Raw genomic sequence first — 18,041 nt, 5'->3', positions numbered from 1 at the left:
GATCAGTCCACCACGCGCTTGAGGCGGATTTCTTCGACGCGGACCGTGCCGAGCGCCGTGGTCTTGGCCGTCTTCATCTCGCGCTTGAAGCCGGCGAGTTCGTGGAAGCGCATGGCGCGGTCGTTGCGCAGCGGCACCCAGATGGTGACCGTGGTGCAGCCTTCTTCGGCCAGGCCTTCGCGGGCGGCGTCCCACAGGGCCACGCCGGCGCCCTTGCCCCAGTGCTCGGGCTTGACGTAGATGGCCCAGATTTCGCCCGTGGTGGGCGGCGTCTTGGGGTCGCGCGAGCGGTCGAAGCCGACGAAGCCGACGATCTCGCCGTCGTGCGTCACCACATGGACCTGGGGTTCGCTGAATTCGATGGCCTCGCGCCACTTGGCCTCGCGCGAGGCGGGGGCCAGCACGCGCAGGTCGTCTTCGGACAGGATGCCTTCGTAGGCAGCCTTGGCAGACAGGGCATGGACTTCGGCGACGGCCTTGGCGTCGCGCATCGTGGCGGGGCGAACTTCGTAATCGGACATGAAAGCGGAAAAACGTGTGGAACCGGCTATTGTCGCCGCACCGCTAAACTGCCGGCTGCATCCGCACGTATCAACTGGAGAAAGCATATGGCCAAGGGTCAGCAACGCACCAACAAGGAAGCCAAGAAACCGAGAAAGGACACTTCGCCGCCAAAGGCCCCCACCGGCGGCATCGAGCCCGTGCGCACCGTCACCACGGCGGTGATTCCGCGCGGCAAGCTCAAGAACAAGTGACCGACGTCCCCGCGCCCGCCCCCAAGCCGGCGCAGCCACGCAACCCGTTGCACGGCCTCACGCTGGAGGCCATCGTGACCGCACTGGCCGACTACTACGGCTGGGAGCAGCTGGGGCACCTGGTGCCGATCCGCTGCTTCATCAGCGAGCCCAGCGTGGGTTCCAGCCTCAAGTTTTTGCGCAAGACGCCATGGGCACGCGACAAGGTCGAGAGCCTGTATCTCTTCATGCTGCGCGAGCAACGCCGCGAACAGCAGCAGCAGCAAGAACCTCCGACCCAATGAAGGTCCGCCTCGAACCGTCGGGCCTCGAATTCGAGGCCGAGGCGGGCGTCACGCTGCTGCATGCGGCGGAGGCGGCCGGCATCGAGCTGCCGAGCTCGTGCCGCAACGGCACCTGCCGCACCTGCATCTGCCAGCGCCTGTCGGGCGAGAGCCGCCACCTCATCGAATGGCCGGGCCTGAGCTTCGACGAGAAGATCGACGGCTGGATTCTTCCGTGCGTGGCCGTGGCGATGAGCGACCTCACGCTCGAGACGCCGCAGGCCCGCGCCCTCTTCGACTGAAGATCAGGACCGCGCAGAAGCCGGTGCCGCCACCACCATCCGGTCGCGCTGCGCCAGCGACGGGAACAGGCGGAACCACGTCAGCGCCACCAGCATCGTCCCTACGCCGCCGAGCACCACCGAGCCGACCGGCCCCAGCAGTGCCGCCGTGGCGCCCGATTCGAACTCGCCGAGCTGGTTGCTCGCGCCGATGAAGATCGAGTTGACCGCGCTCACCCGACCGCGCATGGCGTCGGGCGTTTCGAGTTGCACCAGCGTCTGGCGGATCACGACGTTGACCATGTCGGCCCCGCCCGACACCGCGAGCGCAATGAGCGAGACGAGAAAGCTCTTCGACAGCCCGAACACCACCATGCACAGCCCGAACGCCCCCACCGCCAGCAACAGCGTGCGCCCCACGTTGCGCTCGACCGGCCGGCGCGTGAGCGCGATCGACATCACCAGCGCGCCCACCGCCGGTGCGCTGCGCAGCAGGCCCAGGCCCCAGGGGCCGGTGTGCAGGATGTCCTTGGCATAGATCGGCAGCAGCGCCACGGCGCCGCCCAGCAGCACCGCGAACAGGTCGAGCGACACCGCGCCGAGCACCGGCTTGCGCAGCCAGATGAAATTGACGCCCGCGAACACCGTGGCCAGCGTGACCGGCTCGCGGGCGGCCGGTGCGTGGTCGTAGCGCAGCCGCAGCACCAGCACGCAGGCGATCACGAAGCACAGCACGCTGGCGCCGTAGACCACCGCCATGCCCGCCACGAACAGCAGCCCGCCGAGGGCGGGTCCGCCGATGATCGCGCCCTGCATGCCGGCCGAGCTGAACGCCATCGCGCGCGACAGCAGCAACGGCGGCACCAGCAACGGCGTGAGCGCCTGCTGCGCCGGCATCTGGAAGGCGCGCACCGCGCCGAGCACCAGCGACAGCCCGAGCAGCAGCCCGCGCGTGTCGTTCTTGTGCAGCACCGCGAACAGCAGCGCCAGCGCCACGGTGCCCTGCACCGCGAAGCACACCGCCACGATGCGGGCGCGGTGGTGCCGGTCCACCACGTGGCCGGCGAGCAGTGCCAGCAGCAGCGCGGGCACGAACTGGTACAGGCCGACCAGCCCCAGGTCCCACGCGCTGCCGGTCAGCTCGTACATGTGCCAGCCGATGGCCACGAGCATCATCTGCGAGGCGGCGGTGCCGAAGAGGCGCGCCACCCACAACTGCATGAAGGGGCGCTCGCGCCTCAGGTCGGAGAAAGAAGGAGACGAGGAAGGAGCGGCGCCGGGCATATCGGTCGAGGATAGCCGAGGCTTCTTCGGCCTTTCCGAGCCTCTCTACACTCGTTGTCCCCATGACCGCTTCGCCGCCCGACCTGCGCCCCGTTCACGAAGATGCCCACCTGCTGGTGCTCGACAAGCCCGCCGGCCTGCTGTGCGTGCCCGGCCGCGGCGACGACAAGCAGGACTGCCTGAGCGCACGCGCCCAGCGCCAGTGGCCCGACGCGCTCATCGTGCACCGGCTCGACATGGGCACCAGCGGCCTCGTGGTGATGGCGCGCGGCCTGGCGATGCAGCGCGCCCTGAGCGCAGCCTTTGCCGACCGCGAGGTGCACAAGCGCTACGAAGCCGTGGTCGACGGCGTGATGCCGCAGCACGATGATTGGTCGCTCATCGACGCCCCATTGATGGCCGACTGGCCGCGCCGGCCGCTGCAGAAGATCGACCCTGCGGGCAAGCCCAGCCTCACGCGCTGGCGCGCTTTGAGCAGCGTGTCGCAGCCCGGCGGCCCTGCCGCCACGCACGTGCTGCTGGAGCCGCTCACGGGCCGCTCACATCAGCTGCGCGTTCACCTGCTGTCGATCGGGCACCCGATTCTGGGCGACGCGCTGTACGGCGACGCCGCACTGCAGGCACGCGCACCGCGCCTGCTGCTGCATGCCAGGGAATTGGGTTTCGTGCATCCCGCGACGCGGGAGCCGTTGCACTTCGAATGTGCGGCGGGGTTCGTGGCTGAGTGGCTCAGTGGCCCTTGACGACGAGCACCGGCATGGTGGCGTCCTGCAGCACGCGCTGCGTCACGCTGCCCAGCAACAGTTTCTCGATGCCGCTGCGGCCGTGCGAGCCCATCACGATCAGGTCGGCCGCGATGGCGATGGCGGTGTCGACGATGCCTTCGTGCACGACGTGGCCGTCGATCACGCGCTGGTCGCTGTGCAGGCCTTCGGCCGCCAGGGCGGCCACGCCGCGTGCGAGCGCCGCATTGGCGCTGGCGGTGGCCGCCGCGAGGTATTCGTTCTGGCCGAGCGCGTAGTCCGCGCCCACGCCGATGAAGGGGTAGTTGTCGATCACGTGGATCAACGTAATGCGGCTGCCGAAAGCCAGGGCGAGACCGCTGGCCTTGCTGACTGCGAGCATGGAAGTTTCGGAGCCGTCGATGGGGACCAGGATGTGATTGAACATGGCGGGACCTCGCTTAGCGTTCGCAGACAGACAGACGGACGGACCCGGTTCGCACCGGGTCGGGCCCCGAATTTAACCGCTCTGCAGAACCCGCCCTGTAGGACTCCGGCCAGCGAAGCCCGCAGGCGCCTCAATCCCCCTGGAAACCCTCGGACCGGCAGGTGACGACGAGCGTGTCGCGCCACCCGTCGCCGCCCTCTTCCAGCGGCTGGATCGGCGTCGATTCGTGGATCACGCGGGCATCGTCGAGCAACAGCAGCGTCCACGGCTCGGTCATCGTGAAGCGTTCGCCGCGCCGGCCGTTGGCCTCGAACACGCGCGTCTCGCCGCCCTTGATGCCCTGGCGCCCGATGAGCGCCACCGCCACCAGGTCGACACCGTCGCGGTGCGCGCCTTCGGGCGTCGGGCGGCCGATGCCGCCTGCGGTGTCGATGCGGAACTGGTGCGCTTCCACGAACCAGCGCTGTGGTGCGCCGCGCATGTCGCTGCTGACCTGGCCGAGCTGCTGCATCAGCCGCTGCCACACGGGCTGCGCCACCGTGGCATCGAGCATCGGCGCAAACCAGCGCTGCATGCCGCCGTGCAGCGCGTTGTATTCGACCGGCTGCCAGTGCGCGCGGTGCGGCACCGGCGCCAGCGTGGCGTCGGCATCGACCGTGAAGCAGGCATGGCGCCGCGTGCGGTAGCGGCCGCCGTCCTTCAGGTACTCGTCGGGCGGCAGGTCGTTCCAGTCGGCGTGCAGCGCTTCGAGCTGCGCCAGCGGCACGCCGAGCCACTCGCACACGCCCTGCGGGCTCAGCACCGCATAGCCGTGCGCGCGCAGCGCGCCGGCCAGTTCGGTCGGCGGCGTGAACGGGGGAGCGAAGGCGGCGGTGCTCACTGGGCGCTGACCTTCACGTCCTTCCAGAACGCGACGCGGTCACGGATTTCCTCGGCTTCGGGCTTCGGGTCCGGGTAGTACCAGGCGGCGTCGGCATGAAGCTCGCCGTTGACCAGCAGCGAGTAGTAGTTCGCCGAGCCCTTCCACGGGCAGGTGGTCTTGTGGTTGCTGAAGGTGACGACGTCGCGATTGAGCGAACTCATCGGGAAGTAGTGGTTGCCTTCGACGAGCACGGTGTCGTCGCTTTCGGCGATGGTGACGCCGTTCCAGGTTGCTTTCATGGGATCGATCTCCGGGGGAGGTGCAAGGTGCCGATGCCGCGTTGCGCGCTCGGGACAGCGGCTATTGTGACGCTGGCGCGCGGTGCTTTCCTTGCGCCGGGTCATCCCGGCCCGATGCGGGCAGGGTTTCCCTTGCCGTGTCAGCCCCGACCACGCCCGGTGCGCCCCGAGGCCGGCTCGAGAAACAGCTGCCGAAAATAATTGCGGAACGCCGTCATCGCCGGCGAGAACTCGACGCCCTGTTTCCACCCCAGCCCGATGTTCATGGTCGGCACCGCGTCGCGCAGGTTGATGGTCTCGATGCGCTTGCCTTCCAGCGACCACGGGCGGTAGACCATGTCCGACAGCACCGTCACGCCCAGCCCGTTGGCGACCGTGCTGCGCACCGCCTCCACCGAACTCGTGCGCAGCCGTATCTGCGGCTGGTGCGGCGTCTTGCTCCAGTACTTGAGCGCGGTGGCCGCGGCCTCGTCGACCGTGAGCATGATGTAGGGCTCGGCCGCCACGTCGGCCAGCGTCACCTCGGCCTTGTCGAGCAGCGGGTGCTTGGCCGGCACCCACAGCCGGCGCTGCGAGCCGAAGAAAGTTTCGAGCGACAGCTCGCGCAGAACCACGTTCGACGTGAGCACCACGCCGATGTCGTAGCGCTGCGTGATCAGGCCCTCTTCGATGGCCTCGCGCGCCACCTCGTGCACCTTCACCGTCACCTGCGGATGCAGCTGCTCGAAGCGCTGCAGGTGGTGCGGCAGAAAGTAGCCCAGCACCGTGTAGCTGGCGGCAATGGTGAGCGAGCCCTCGACGTTCTCGCCCTCGTGCGGCATGCGCACCGCTTCGTCGGCCGCCGACAGCACCGCGTAGGCGTGGCTCAGGAAACGGCGCCCGGCCTTGGTGAGTTCCACGCCGTGCGGGTGCCGCTCGAAGAGCTGTTGGCCCATCATCTCTTCGAGTTCGCGGATCGCGGTGGTCACGGCCGACTGCGAGATGTTCAGCTGCAGCGCCGCGTGCGAGATGCGCCCCACCTCGGCCACCGCAGTGAAGTACTTGAGCTGGCGAAGGGTCAGGGACATGGCGCCGTCTTCCTAGGGTATTTACTGATACGCGCTGCCTGCCTCGGGCGAAAACCCGATACCGCGCGATCGCTTCCCTCCAGCGTAGCGCCCATTCCGGCGGCTTGCAGCATCTGTTTTTCAGATATCGACCCGCCTGAAAACAATGCTTTTCGGCCTGTCGACCGCTGGCTAACCTTCGCGCCAACCTGCACCGCCCCCCGGCGATGCACACCACACACAAAGGCGGGACGACGTGACGAAGACAACGCGGATCGATCTGAATTCCGACATGGGCGAAGGCTTCGGCCCCTGGACCATCGGCGATGGCGTCGACGCGCAGCTCATGCCGCTGATCAGTTCGGCCAACATCGCGACCGGCTTCCATGCCGGCGACCCGAACATCATGCGCAAGATGGTGCTGCTGGCCCGCACGCACGGCGTGGGCATCGGCGCGCACCCGGGCTTTCGCGACCTCGTGGGCTTCGGGCGCCGCCACATCAACGCGCCCGCCGACGAGCTGGTGAACGACATGGTCTACCAGCTCGGTGCGCTGCGCGAGTTCGCGCGCCTGGCCGGCATGACGCTGCAGCACATCAAGCCGCACGGCGCGCTCTACATGCATGCGGCACGCGACGAGGCGCTGTCGCGCGCACTCGTCACTGCCCTGCAGCAGATCGAACCGACGCTGCGCCTGTTCTGCATGGAGTCGTCCGTCACCTTCCAGGTGGCGCGCGAACTCGGCCAGCCGGTGGTGCGCGAGTTCTATGCCGACCGCGACTACGACCTGAGCGGCTCCATCGTCTTCACGCGGCGCGTCGGCGCGCTCGACCCCGAGGCCGTGGCCGCCAAGGTGCTGCGTGCGTGTACCGAGGGTGTGGTGCGCACGGTCGAAGGAGAAGACGTGGCGATCGGCTTCGACTCGGTCTGCATCCACAGCGACACGCCCGGCGCGCTCGCGCTCGTGCAGGCCACGCGGCGCGCCCTTGCCGCGCACGGCATCGAAGTTGCAGGCCTCGCCAGGCCAGCCTGAGTTTTTTCACCTTTCCCGATCTTGTTCCAGGAGTGCCCCGATGCCCGCTACCCATGAAGTCCTGAGCCCGCTGCCGGGCACCTTCTACCGCCGCTCGGCGCCCGACGCGCCGCCGTTCAAGGCCGAAGGCGACACCGTGGCCGTGGGCGACGTGCTCGGCCTGGTCGAGGTGATGAAGCAGTTCAGCGAAGTCACGGCCGACGCGGCCGGGCGCCTGGCCAGCTTCGCCGTCGAGAACGGCGAGCCGGTCGATCCGGGCCAGCTGCTGGCTGTCATCGAAACGGCGTGAGACACCTGCCCATGACCGCCGCATTCGACACACTGCTGATCGCCAACCGGGGCGAGATCGCGGTGCGCATCATCCGCGCTGCCAAAGAGCTGGGGCTCAAGACCGTTGCGGTCTACAGCGACGCCGACGCGCAGAGCCTCGCCGTGCAGATGGCCGACGAAGCCGTGCGCATCGGCCCGGCGCACGCCACCAAGAGCTACCTGAGCATCGATGCGATCCTGCAGGCCGCCGCTGACAGCGGCGCCGGCGCGGTGCACCCGGGCTACGGTTTTCTTTCGGAGAACGCCGAGTTCGCCGAGCGCATCGAGGCTGCGGGCCTGGTGTTCGTGGGCCCGACGCCGCATGCGATCCGCACCATGGGCGACAAGGCCGCGGCGCGCGCCGCCGCCATGCGCGCCGGCGTGCCCACCGTGCCCGGCAGCGCGGGCGTGGTGACCGACCCCGACACCGCCGTCGAAGTCGCGAAGGACATCGGCTACCCGATCATGATCAAGGCCTCGGCCGGCGGCGGCGGGCGCGGCATCCGCGTGGCGCACGACGAGGCCGAGCTGCGCCAGCAGTTCGCCACAGCCACCGCCGAAGCGCAGGCCGCGTTCGGCAACGGCGAGGTCTACCTCGAACGCTTCATCCGCCAGGCGCGCCACATCGAAGTGCAAATTTTGGGCGACGGCCAGCGCGTGGTGCACTGCTTCGAGCGCGAATGCTCGCTGCAGCGGCGCCGCCAGAAGGTCTGGGAAGAAGCACCCTCGGCAGCCATCAGCGAAGCCACACGCGCCGCGCTGTGCGAATCGGCGCTGCGGCTCGCGAACGCCGTGGCCTACCGCGGCGCGGGCACGCTCGAATACCTGTACGACGACGACACGCGCGAGTTCTTCTTCATCGAGATGAACACGCGCATCCAGGTCGAGCACCCGATCACCGAGATGATCACCGGCGTCGACCTCGTGAAGGAGATGCTGCGCATCGCGCTTGGCCAGCCGCTGCGCCTGCGGCAGGAAGACATTCGCCTCACCGGCGCGGCCATCGAGGTGCGCATCAACGCCGAGAACGCAGCGAAGAACTTCATGCCGAGCCCCGGCCTCGTGTCGCAGCTCGTGGTGCCCGGTGGCCCGGGCGTGCGCTTCGACACGATGCTGTTCTCCGGGTACACCGTGCCCGCGTACTACGACTCGCTGCTCGGCAAGCTCATCGTGCACGACACCGACCGCGCCAGCGCGCTGGCCCGCATGCGGCGTGCGCTCGACGAGTTGCAGGTGGAAGGCATCCACACGACGATTCCGCTGCATCGCGCGCTGTGCGAGGACGCCGACGTGGCGAAGGCCGCGTTCCACACCGGTTTTCTCGAAACCTGGCTCGCGGCAAATCCATTGCCCGAAGCTCCTGCCTTGAAGGTGACCGCATGACCGCTGCCAACACCCTCCCCGCCCAGGCCCGCTACAGCTTCGGCGGCGACGAGCACCTGTTCGTCGAGATCAGCGAAGAGATGTCGCTGCCGGCCTTCTTCAAGGGCATGGCGATCTGCAACGAGCTGCGCCGCCGCGCCCTGCCCGGCGTGACCGAGATCTGCCCGGCCAACGCGGCCTACCTCGTGCGCTTCGACCCCGATGTGATCGCGCCCGACGTGCTGCTCGCCACGCTGAAGGAAATCGAGGCGGGCCTGGGCGATGCCGACCTGCAGATGCAGACGCGCATCGTCGAGATTCCGGTGCTCTACAACGACCCGTGGACGCACGAGACGCTGATGCGTTTTCGCGAGCGCCACCAGGACCCGTCGAGCACCGACATCGAATACGCCGCACGCATCAACGGCCACGCCTCGGTCGAGGCCTTCATCGAGGCGCATTCGTCGGCACCATGGTTCGTTTCGATGGTCGGCTTCGTGGCCGGCCTGCCCTTCCTGTTCCAGATGGTCGAGCGGCAGCGCCAGATCCAGGTGCCCAAGTACCTGAGCCCGCGCACCGACACGCCCAAGCTCACGCTGGGCCACGGCGGCTGCTTCAGCTGCATCTACTCGGTGCGCGGCGCGGGCGGCTACCAGATGTTCGGCGTCACGCCCGCGCCGATCTTCGACCCGGCGCAGCGGCTGTCGTACCTCAAGGAGCTGATGGTGTTCTTCCAGCCCGGCGACATCGTCAAGTGGAAGCCCATCGACCGCGCCGAGTACGACCGCCAGATCGCGCAGGTCGAGGCCGGCACCTACGCGCTGCGCATCGCGCCCGTGTCGTTCTCGCTCAACGAATTTTTGGCCGACCCCGACGGCTACAACCAACAGCTCCTGAAGGTGCTCCATGGCGATTGAAGTGCTCAAGCCCGGCCTCGCGACCAGCGTGCAGGACGCCGGCCGCCCCGGCTACTACCACCTGGGCATTCCGCTGTCGGGCGCGCTCGACCAGCAAAGCCTGGTGCTCGCGAACCTGCTGGTCGGCAACGACGAAGGCGCGGCCGTCATCGAAAGCACGCTGCTCGGGCCCGAGCTGCAGTTCGACGCGCCCACGCTGGTGGCCGTGACCGGCGCCGACGCGAAGATCAAGCTCAACGGCAACGAAGTGCCGCGCAACACATCCTTCGCGGTGCAGGCCGGCGACAAGCTCGCCTTCGACTTCATGAAGCTCGGCGCGCGCATGTGCATCGCCGTGGCCGGCGGCATCGACGTGCCGGTGGTGCTGGGCAGCCGCTCGACCTACGGCCTGGGCGCATTCGGCGGCTTCAACGGCCGCAAGCTGCTGGCCGGCGACACACTGCCCGTGGGCACGCCCGCTGCCGGCGCCCGCGCGGGCCGCACGGTCGATGCAGCGCTGCTGCCGGTGCTCGAAAAAGAAGTGGCCCTGCGCGTGCTGCCGGGCATCTACTTCCACCGCCTGCAGGAGGTGTCGGTGCAGAGCTTCTTCGCCGACACCTGGACCGTCGGCTCCGAGGCCGACCGCATCGGCTACCGCTACAAGCACGGCACGCCGCTGAAGTTCCAGGACCGCACGCCGCCCTTCGGCGCGGGCGACGACCCGTCGAACATCGTCGATGCGGGCTATCCGTACGGCTCCATCCAGGTGCCGGGCGGGCGCGAGCCGATCATCCTGCACCGCGATGCGGTCTCGGGCGGCGGCTACGCGATGGTCGGCACCGTCATCAGCGCCGACATGGACCTCATCGCCCAGATGCAGCCCAACCACAAGGCGCGCTTCGTCGAGGTCGACATGGCGCAGGCGCTCGAAGCCCGCGCCGAACGCCGACGACGGCTCGACCGCCTGCGGGCCGCACTCGCGGCCTGACGCGTTCCCCTCCCCCTTTTCTTCACCGCTGTCACCCAAGGAGTTCTTCATGAACAGCTCGCCCCTGCGCGTTTCATTGATCGCCGCTTCGCTGGCCACCGCCCTGGCGTGGCATGCCCCGGCCTCGGCCGCCGACTGGTTTCCCTACAAGGCCGAGGCCACCGAGCCCGCCTTCTCGGCCGAGGGCACGAAGAAACCCATCGACTACACGCCGCTGGCCAAGGCGTCGAAGAAGTGGGACATCTGCGTGTCGTTCCCGCACATGAAGGACGCCTACTGGCTCGGCGTGGACTACGGCGTGATCGAAGAGGCGCGCCGCCTGGGCGTGAAGCTGCAGGTGGTCGACGCGGGCGGCTACACCAACCTGGGCAAGCAGGTCTCGCAGATCGAGGACTGCGTGGCGCGCGGCGCCAACGCGGTGATCATCGGCGCGATCTCGGGCGACGGGCTGAACAACGTCATCAAGGCCACGGCCGCCAAGAAGGTGCCGGTGATCGACCTGGTCAACGGCATCAGCTCGCCCGACCTGTCGGCCAAGTCGCTGGTGTCGTTCTACACGATGGGCCAGTCGACCGGCGAGTACCTCGCCAAGAAGCACCCCGCGGGTTCGCCGCCGGTGAAGGTCGGCTGGTTCCCCGGCCCGGCCGGCGCAGGCTGGGTCGAGGCCGCGCACAAGGGCTTCATGGAAGCGATCAAGGGCAGCGCCGTGACGGTGCTCGACCCGAAGTACGGCGACACCGGCAAGGAGGCGCAGGCCAAGCTGGTCGAAGACGTGCTGCAGGGCAACCCCGATTTGGCCTATGTGGCCGGCACCGCCGTGACGGCCGAGGCCGCCACCGGCATCCTGCGCGCGCGCAACCTCGACAAGAAGGTGCAGGTGCTCTCGTTCTACATGACGCCGGGCGTCTACGAGGGCATCCAGAAGGGCCGCATCGTGGCCTCGCCGGCCGACTCGATGGTGATCCAGGGCCGGATCGCGGTCGACCAGGCCGTGCGCCTGCTGGAGAACAAGGACGTGGTGAAGCACGTCGGCCCGAAGATCTTCGTGGTCGACAGCAGCAACATCAAGAGCGTGAAGCAGGCCGACATCCTGCCGCCGACCGGCTTCAAGCCGGTGTTCGAGGTCAAGTAAGCCCGCCATGGCACCTGTGCTGATGCAGACCCTTGGCCTGGGCAAACGCTACCCCGGCGTGCTGGCGCTCGATGCCATGGACTTCGAGCTGCGCGCCGGCGAGGTGCACGTGCTGTTCGGCGAGAACGGCGCCGGCAAGTCGACGCTGATCTCGCTGCTGGCCGGTGCCAACGTGCCGACGGCGGGCGAGATCCGCATGCACGGCGCGCCGGTGAAGTTCGCCAACGTGCACGACGCGCGGCGCCACGGCATCAGCGCGGTGTTCCAGGAGTTCTCGCTGATTCCCACGCTGTCGGTGGCGCAGAACCTGAGCCTGGGCGAAGAGCCGTGCAAGGGCGGCCTGCTCGACCGTGCGGCGGTGCGCGAGCGCGCCCGCACGATGCTGGCCGACCTGGGCTTCGAGATCGACGTCGACGCGCCCGTGGCGGGCCTCACGCGCGCGCAGCAGCAGATGGTGGAAATCGCCAAGGGCCTGCGCGGCGAGGTGTCGGTGCTGATCCTCGACGAGCCCACGGCCTCGCTGACCGACACCGAGACGCAGCGCCTGTTCGAACTGGTGGCGCGGCTGAAGGCGCGCGGCGTGGGCATCGTCTACATCTCGCACCGCATGCAGGAGATCGCGCAGATCGCCGATCGCATCACCGTGCTGCGCGACGGGCGCAAGGTCACGACCGTCGAGGCCCATGCGACCAGCGCCGACCGGCTCATCGAGCTCATGAGCGGGCGGGCCATCGACAACATCTACCCGCGCATCACGGCGAACCCCGGCGAGGTGGTGCTGCAGGTCGAAGGACTGGCCTCGCCGAACGGCGTGCGCCACGCCAGCCTCACGGTGCGGCGCGGCGAAGTGGTCGGGCTCGCGGGCCTCGTGGGCTGCGGCAAGTCGGAGCTGTTCCGCGCGATCTACGGGCTCGACCCCGTGAGCGAAGGCCGCGTGCTGTTCAAGGGCCAGCCGCGCACCGGCGCGACGGTGCGCCAGCTGCTCGACGACGGCCTGTTCTACCTGCCGCCCGACCGCAAGGGCGAAGGGCTGGTGCTCGGCTTCACGTCGCGCGCCAACATCACCCTGCCGCTGGTGCACGGGCCGCTGCGCGGTCGCGGCGGCTGGCTGCGCAAGCGCCTCGGGCGGCGGCTTTCGACGACGGCCGCCGAGCGCGTCGAACTCGCGCCGCGCAACCTCGAACGGCCCGTGGGCCTGCTCTCGGGCGGCAACCAGCAGAAGGTGCTGTTCGGCAAGGGCATGACGCGCGACGCCGCGCTCTACGTGTTCGACGAGCCCACGGTCGGCGTGGACGTCGGCACCCGCAGCGCGCTGTACGAGGTGATCCGCAAGCTCTGCGAAGGCGGCGCCGCGGTGGTCGTGATCTCGTCCGACCTGCCCGAGGTGCTGCACCTGAGTCACCGCGTGTACGTGATGTGCCGCGGCGAAATCGCCGGCGAGCTGCACGGCGACGCCATCCAGGAAACCGCCGTGCTCAACCTGTTTTTCGGCCCCAGCGAGACCCCCTCCCCATGACTTCGCCTTCCCTCATCGCCGCCCCGACGGCCCCCACGCCCAGCCTGGCCGGGCGTGCCCTCGGCCTGCTGCGCAGCCTCTTCCTGCGCCTGGGCGTGCTGCCCTTCATGCTGGTGATCGCCTGCGTGGTGTTCGCCACGCTGTCCGACCAGTTCCTCACGGCGCAGAACCTCGTGAACCTGCTGCGCCAGTCGGTCTACCTCATCCTCGTGTCGATGGGCCAGATGCTGGCGCTGGTCACGGGCGGCTTCGACCTCTCGGTGGGCACCGTGATGGCGATCACCTCGGTGGTCTCCGCGCTCGCCATGCAGGCGCTGGGCGTGGCCTTTCCCGATGCGGCCTGGATGGTGGTGCTCGTGGGCTGCGCCTGCGGCATGCTCGCCGGACTGGTGGTGGGCCTCGTCAACGGTTTCGGCGTGGCGGTGATCGGCGTGTCGCCCTTCATCGTGACGCTGGGCGTGCAGTCGATCGGCTTCGGCTTTGCGCTGTTCCTCACGGGCGGCGTGCCGGTGTCGGGCATGCCGGCGGAGTTCAGCGAGCTGTTCGGTTTCGGCACCGTGCTCGGCGTGCCGGTGCCGATCCTCGTCACGGCCGTGTGCGTGGTCGGCATGGGCGTGCTCATGGGCCGCCTGCCGACCGGTACGCACCTGCTCGCCGTGGGCGGCAATGCCAAGGCCGCGGCGCTGTCGGGCATCGACACCCGCCGTGTGCTGCTCATGGCCTACCTGCTGTGCGCGGGCCTCGCAGCGGTGAGCGGCCTGCTGCTGACCGCGCGCGTGGAAACCGGCGAGGCCAACCTCGGCGGCACCGTGGCGCTCGAATCGATTGCCGCCTGCGTGATCGCGGGCGTGAGCCTGCGCGGCGGCATCGGTCGCGTGCCCAACGTGGTGATGGGCGCGATCTTCATCGGCCTGGTGCAGAACGGCATGAACCTGGCCAGCGTCGGCTCGTACCTGCAGATGGTGGTGCTGGGCGCCCTGCTGATCGTGGCCGTGGTCGCCGACCAGATCCGCCATCGCATGGTGGCACCGGGCAGCCACTGAGCGCCCCTCAAACACAAGCAAACGAAGGAACCTCGCATGACATCCAAGACCAACGCCGCCATCGACGCGCGCCGCATCGCCGCCACGCCGCGTGGCATCGGCATCGGCTTTCCCATCTACGCGGAGCGCGCGCTCAACGCCGAGCTGTGGGACGTCGAAGGCCGGCGCTACATCGACTTCGGCTCGGGCATCGCGGTGCTCAACACCGGCCACCGGCATCCGCGCGTGGTCGAGGCCATTCGCGCGCAGCTCGATCGCTTCACCCACACGGCCTACCAGGTGGTGCCGTACGAAAGCGTGGTGTCGCTGGCCGAGCGCCTGAACCGCCTGACGCCCGGCACCCACGCCAAGAAGACCGCCTTCTTCACGACCGGCGCCGAAGCGGTCGAGAACGCCATCAAGATCGCGCGCGCCGCCACGCGCCGGCCCGGCGTGATCGCGCTGGGCGGCGGCTTTCACGGCCGCACCTTCATGGGCATGGCGCTCACGGGCAAGGTGGTGCCGTACAAGACCGGCTTCGGCCCCTTCCCCGGCAGCATCTTCCATGTGCCCGCGCCGATCGCACTGCACGGCGTGTCGGTGGACGATTCGCTGCGCGCCATCGAGCAGCTGTTCAAGGCCGACATCGAGCCCGAGCAGGTGGCCGCCATCATCCTGGAGCCCGTGCAGGGCGAAGGCGGCTTCTATGCCGCGCCGCCCGAGTTCATGCGCGCGCTGCGCGAGATCTGCGACCGCCACGGCATCCTGCTGATCGCCGACGAGATCCAGACCGGCTTCGCGCGCACCGGCAAGTGGTTCGCCATGGACCACTACGACGTGGTGCCCGACCTCATGACCATGGCCAAGAGCCTGGCCGGCGGCACGCCGCTGTCGGCTGTGTGCGGGCGCGCTGAGATCATGGACGCGCCCGCGCCCGGCGGGCTCGGCGGCACCTACGCCGCCAACGCACTGGCCATTGCGGCAGCGCATGCGGTGCTCGACGTGATCGAAGCCGAGCGGCTGTGCGAGCGCGCGCAACTGCTGGGCGACCGGCTCAAGGCGCGCCTCGAAGGGCTGCGCGCGAAGGTGCCGCAGATTTCGGATGTGCGCGGCCTGGGCGCGATGGTGGCGGTCGAGTTCGCGGGGGCCGACGGCTCGCCCGATGCCGCGTTCACGAAGCAGGTGCAAACCCGGGCGCGCGACGCGGGTTTGCTGCTGCTGACTTGCGGCGTGCACGCCAATGTGGTCCGCTTCCTGTTCCCCCTGACCATCGAAGACGCGGTGCTCGGCGAAGGCCTCGACATCCTCGCCGCCGTGCTGCAAGCCTGAGACACACCCGCCATGCCATTGAAGCTCCAAGACCCGACCCTGCTGCGCGAGCAGGCCTGCATTGCCGGCGCCTGGGTGAATGCCGACAACGGCACCACCGTCGCCGTCACCAACCCCGCCACCGGTGAACAGATCGGCACCGTGCCGATGTGCGGCACCGAAGAAACCGTGCGCGCCATCGCCGCCGCCGAAAAGGCGCAGAAGGCCTGGGCCAAGGTGCCCGCCAAGGAACGCTCGGCCATCCTGCGCAAGCTCAACGACCTGATGCTCGCGAACGTGGACGACCTCGCGCTGATCATGACCACCGAGCAGGGCAAGCCCCTGGCCGAGAGCCGCGGCGAGATCGCCTACGCCGCCTCGTTCATCGAGTGGTTCGCCGAAGAAGCGCGGCGCGTGTATGGCGACACCATTCCCGCGCCGCAGGCCGACCGCCGCATCCTCGCGCTCAAGCAGCCCGTGGGCGTCACCGCGGCCATCACGCCCTGGAACTTCCCCACCGCCATGCTCACCCGCAAGGCCGGGCCCGCGCTCGCGGCCGGCTGCGCGATGGTGGTGAAGCCGGCCACGCAGACGCCGTTCTCGGCGCTGGCCTTTGCCGTGCTCGCCGAGCGCGCGGGCGTGCCGAAGGGGCTGCTGTCGGTGCTCACCGGCTCGGCCAGCCAGATCGGCGGCGAGATGACGCGCAGCCCCATCGTGCGCAAGCTCACCTTCACCGGCTCGACCGAGGTGGGCCGCACGCTCATGAAGCAGTCGGCCGACACCATCAAGAAGCTGTCGCTCGAACTCGGCGGCAACGCGCCCTTCATCGTGTTCGACGATGCCGATGTCGATGCGGCCGTCGAAGGCGCGATGGTCTCCAAGTACCGCAACACCGGCCAGACCTGCGTGTGCGCGAACCGCTTGTACGTGCAGCGCGGCGTGCTCGAGGCCTTCACGCAGAAACTCGTGGCCAAGGTCAACGCACTGAAGGTCGGCAACGGCACCGAAGCCGGCGTGAACCAGGGCCCGCTGATCGACGCCAAGGCCGTCGAGAAGATCGAGGAGCACGTGGCCGACGCCGTCGCCAAGGGCGGCACGGTGCTCGCAGGCGGCAAGCGCCATGCGCTGGGCGGCCTGTTCTACGAGCCGACCGTGATCGGCGGCGCCACGCCCGACATGCTGTTCGCACGCGAAGAAACCTTCGGCCCGCTGGCGCCGATCTTCGCGTTCGACACCGAGGCCGAGGCCATCGCCGCGGCCAACGACACCGAGTTCGGCTTGGCCGCGTACTTCTACAGCCGCGACATCGGCCGCATCATGCGCGTCGCCGAAGCGCTCGAATCGGGCATCGTCGGCGTGAACACCGGGCTGGTGTCCACGGCCGAAGCGCCGTTCGGCGGCGTCAAGCAATCGGGGCTGGGGCGCGAAGGCTCGAAGTACGGGCTCGACGACTTCCTCGAAGTGAAGTACGTGTGCCTTGCGGGGCTGGATACGTAGCCGGTCAGCTCACCAGCCAGTGCACGCTGAACAGCCGCTCGGGGTCGGTCCACACCGCCCCGACGCGGAAGCCCGCGCGCACCGCGAGCCCCTGCAGGCCCTCGACGGTGAACTTGTGCGAGTACTCGGTGTGGATCGTCTCGCCTTCCTCGAACGAGAAGCGCTCGCCGCGCATCTGCACGCTCTGCGCGCGCCGGCTCACGAGGTGCATCTCGATGCGGCGCATCGGCGCGTTGTAGAAGGCCGCGTGCGAGAACCCGTCGAGGTCGAAGTCGGCCGACAGCTCCGCGTTCGCACGCCGCAGCAGGTTGAGGTTGAACGCCGCCGTCACGCCCTGCGCATCGTTGTAGGCCGCGTGCAGCCGGTCGGGGTCTTTCACCAGGTCGACACCGATCAGCAGGCCGCCGCCGCGCAGCATGCGCGCCGCGAGCTGCAGGAACGCGAGCGCCTCATCGGGCTCGAAGTTGCCGATGGTCGAGCCCGGAAAGAAGCCCACGCGCCGGCCCGCCCCGGCCATGGGCGCGGGCAACACGAGCGGCATGGTGTAGTCGGCCGCGATGGGCTGCACCGCGAGCGCCGGGTAGTCGGCTTTCAGGCGCGCCGCCGCGGCCTCGAGGTGTTCGCCCGAAATGTCGATCGGCAGATAGCGCTTCGGTGATTCGAGCGCGTCGAGCAGCAGCCGCACCTTGGTGAGCGAGCCCGCGCCGAACTCGACGATCTCGGCGTTCGGCCCGATCTGCGCGGCGATCTCGCCGGCGCAGGCGCCGAGGATGCCCAGCTCGGTGCGCGTGGGGTAGTACTCGGGCAGCTCGCAGATGCGGTCGAACAGCTGCGAACCGGCCACGTCATAGAAGAACTTGGGCGAGATGTGGCGCGGCGTGCGCGCCAGGCCCGCCTGCATGGCGCGGCCGAACTCGGACCACGGGGCGGTGTCGGGCGCGGGGGTTTCTTCCTCGCGTTGCAGGTGGCTGGCGAGGGCGAACGAAGAGGTCGTGGGATTGCGCATGGTGCTCGGCTC

21 protein-coding genes are annotated in these 18,041 nt (G+C 69.0%); 14 read left to right on the top strand and 7 right to left on the bottom strand.

Annotated elements, in window-relative coordinates; translation table 11 throughout:
- Positions 1–2: 2 nt before the first annotated feature.
- Entirely contained in the window at positions 3–521 is a 519-nt protein-coding gene (locus GFK26_RS16415) for a GNAT family N-acetyltransferase (protein ID WP_153282882.1), read from the bottom strand.
- 87 nt (positions 522–608) lie between these two features.
- Between GFK26_RS16415 and GFK26_RS34030 the strand changes: the two genes are divergently transcribed.
- The 3 genes from GFK26_RS34030 to GFK26_RS16405 are packed head-to-tail and all read left to right on the top strand — an operon-like array spanning position 609 to position 1,320.
- A complete protein-coding gene (locus GFK26_RS34030) occupies positions 609–755 on the top strand; it encodes a hypothetical protein (protein WP_180288555.1) in 147 nt (48 codons plus the stop codon).
- A complete protein-coding gene (locus tag GFK26_RS16410) occupies positions 752–1,039 on the top strand; it encodes a VF530 family DNA-binding protein (protein WP_153282881.1) in 288 nt (95 codons plus the stop codon). Before GFK26_RS34030 ends, GFK26_RS16410 begins: the two co-directional genes overlap by 4 nt.
- Positions 1,036–1,320 carry a 2Fe-2S iron-sulfur cluster-binding protein gene (locus GFK26_RS16405; RefSeq protein WP_153282880.1) on the top strand — a complete coding sequence of 95 codons (285 nt, stop codon included), beginning with the start codon at positions 1,036–1,038 and terminating at the stop codon, positions 1,318–1,320. The genes GFK26_RS16410 and GFK26_RS16405 overlap by 4 nt, the downstream gene beginning before the upstream one ends.
- A 3-nt stretch (positions 1,321–1,323) precedes the next feature.
- Here the strand turns inward: GFK26_RS16405 and GFK26_RS16400 are convergent, their stop codons facing one another.
- Positions 1,324–2,520, bottom strand: coding sequence for an MFS transporter (locus GFK26_RS16400; protein WP_416222560.1), 1,197 nt, complete (start codon positions 2,518–2,520; stop codon positions 1,324–1,326).
- Positions 2,521–2,645: 125 nt separating this feature from the next.
- Here GFK26_RS16400 and GFK26_RS16395 point away from each other — a divergent pair, with 125 nt between their 5' ends.
- Positions 2,646–3,326, top strand: a complete 681-nt coding sequence (locus GFK26_RS16395) for an RluA family pseudouridine synthase (RefSeq protein WP_153282878.1) — start codon at positions 2,646–2,648, stop codon at positions 3,324–3,326.
- Here GFK26_RS16395 and GFK26_RS16390 read toward each other — a convergent pair.
- The 4 genes from GFK26_RS16390 to GFK26_RS16375 form a co-directional block, all read right to left on the bottom strand.
- Entirely contained in the window at positions 3,313–3,753 is a 441-nt protein-coding gene (locus GFK26_RS16390; RefSeq protein ID WP_101489523.1) for a universal stress protein, read from the bottom strand. The genes GFK26_RS16395 and GFK26_RS16390 overlap by 14 nt on opposite strands.
- A 130-nt stretch (positions 3,754–3,883) precedes the next feature.
- Positions 3,884–4,633 carry a 2OG-Fe dioxygenase family protein gene (locus GFK26_RS16385; protein WP_153282877.1) on the bottom strand — a complete coding sequence of 250 codons (750 nt, stop codon included), beginning with the start codon at positions 4,631–4,633 and terminating at the stop codon, positions 3,884–3,886.
- Positions 4,630–4,914: a DUF427 domain-containing protein gene (locus GFK26_RS16380; RefSeq protein WP_056579293.1), complete on the bottom strand. Its 285-nt coding sequence runs from the start codon at positions 4,912–4,914 to the stop codon at positions 4,630–4,632. The genes GFK26_RS16385 and GFK26_RS16380 overlap by 4 nt, the downstream gene beginning before the upstream one ends.
- Before the next feature lie 140 nt (positions 4,915–5,054).
- Entirely contained in the window at positions 5,055–5,981 is a 927-nt protein-coding gene (locus GFK26_RS16375; protein ID WP_153282876.1) for a LysR family transcriptional regulator, read from the bottom strand.
- Positions 5,982–6,252: 271 nt separating this feature from the next.
- Between GFK26_RS16375 and GFK26_RS16370 the strand changes: the two genes are divergently transcribed.
- The 10 genes from GFK26_RS16370 to GFK26_RS16325 are packed head-to-tail and all read left to right on the top strand — an operon-like array spanning position 6,253 to position 17,023.
- Positions 6,253–6,993: a 5-oxoprolinase subunit PxpA gene (locus GFK26_RS16370; RefSeq protein WP_416222571.1), complete on the top strand. Its 741-nt coding sequence runs from the start codon at positions 6,253–6,255 to the stop codon at positions 6,991–6,993.
- Positions 6,994–7,033: 40 nt separating this feature from the next.
- Complete coding sequence (locus GFK26_RS16365) at positions 7,034–7,282, top strand: acetyl-CoA carboxylase (protein WP_070062539.1); 249 nt, start codon at positions 7,034–7,036, stop codon at positions 7,280–7,282.
- An 11-nt stretch (positions 7,283–7,293) separates the two neighbouring features.
- The gene (locus tag GFK26_RS16360; RefSeq protein ID WP_153282874.1) at positions 7,294–8,685 is read left to right on the top strand and encodes an acetyl-CoA carboxylase biotin carboxylase subunit; all 1,392 of its coding nucleotides are present in this window, start codon (positions 7,294–7,296) and stop codon (positions 8,683–8,685) included.
- Positions 8,682–9,581 (top strand): 5-oxoprolinase subunit B family protein, encoded by a 900-nt coding sequence (locus GFK26_RS16355; RefSeq protein ID WP_153282873.1) that lies wholly within the window; start codon positions 8,682–8,684, stop codon positions 9,579–9,581. The genes GFK26_RS16360 and GFK26_RS16355 overlap by 4 nt, the downstream gene beginning before the upstream one ends.
- A complete protein-coding gene (locus tag GFK26_RS16350; RefSeq protein WP_153282872.1) occupies positions 9,571–10,548 on the top strand; it encodes a biotin-dependent carboxyltransferase family protein in 978 nt (325 codons plus the stop codon). The genes GFK26_RS16355 and GFK26_RS16350 overlap by 11 nt, the downstream gene beginning before the upstream one ends.
- A 49-nt stretch (positions 10,549–10,597) precedes the next feature.
- The gene (torT, locus tag GFK26_RS16345; RefSeq protein WP_153282871.1) at positions 10,598–11,680 is read left to right on the top strand and encodes a TMAO reductase system periplasmic protein TorT; all 1,083 of its coding nucleotides are present in this window, start codon (positions 10,598–10,600) and stop codon (positions 11,678–11,680) included.
- Between the two features lie 7 nt (positions 11,681–11,687).
- Entirely contained in the window at positions 11,688–13,196 is a 1,509-nt protein-coding gene (locus GFK26_RS16340; protein ID WP_228122036.1) for a sugar ABC transporter ATP-binding protein, read from the top strand.
- Positions 13,193–14,239 carry an ABC transporter permease gene (locus tag GFK26_RS16335; RefSeq protein WP_153282870.1) on the top strand — a complete coding sequence of 349 codons (1,047 nt, stop codon included), beginning with the start codon at positions 13,193–13,195 and terminating at the stop codon, positions 14,237–14,239. The genes GFK26_RS16340 and GFK26_RS16335 overlap by 4 nt, the downstream gene beginning before the upstream one ends.
- Positions 14,240–14,275: 36 nt before the next feature.
- Positions 14,276–15,547, top strand: a complete 1,272-nt coding sequence (gabT, locus tag GFK26_RS16330; RefSeq protein ID WP_153282869.1) for a 4-aminobutyrate--2-oxoglutarate transaminase — start codon at positions 14,276–14,278, stop codon at positions 15,545–15,547.
- A 12-nt stretch (positions 15,548–15,559) separates the two neighbouring features.
- Entirely contained in the window at positions 15,560–17,023 is a 1,464-nt protein-coding gene (locus GFK26_RS16325; protein ID WP_153282868.1) for an NAD-dependent succinate-semialdehyde dehydrogenase, read from the top strand.
- A 4-nt stretch (positions 17,024–17,027) separates the two neighbouring features.
- Here GFK26_RS16325 and egtD read toward each other — a convergent pair whose 3' ends face one another.
- On the bottom strand, positions 17,028–18,029 hold the full coding sequence (gene egtD / locus GFK26_RS16320; RefSeq protein WP_153282867.1) for an L-histidine N(alpha)-methyltransferase: 1,002 nt from the start codon (positions 18,027–18,029) through the stop codon (positions 17,028–17,030).
- Positions 18,030–18,041: the final 12 nt, after the last annotated feature.

Origin of the sequence: Variovorax paradoxus, from assembly GCF_009498455.1 — a bacterium.
GTDB classification, from domain to species: Bacteria; Pseudomonadota; Gammaproteobacteria; order Burkholderiales; family Burkholderiaceae_C; genus Variovorax; species Variovorax paradoxus_H.
Note: the sequence above shows the minus strand (reverse complement) of the source record. Positions and strands in the feature narration are given on the sequence as shown.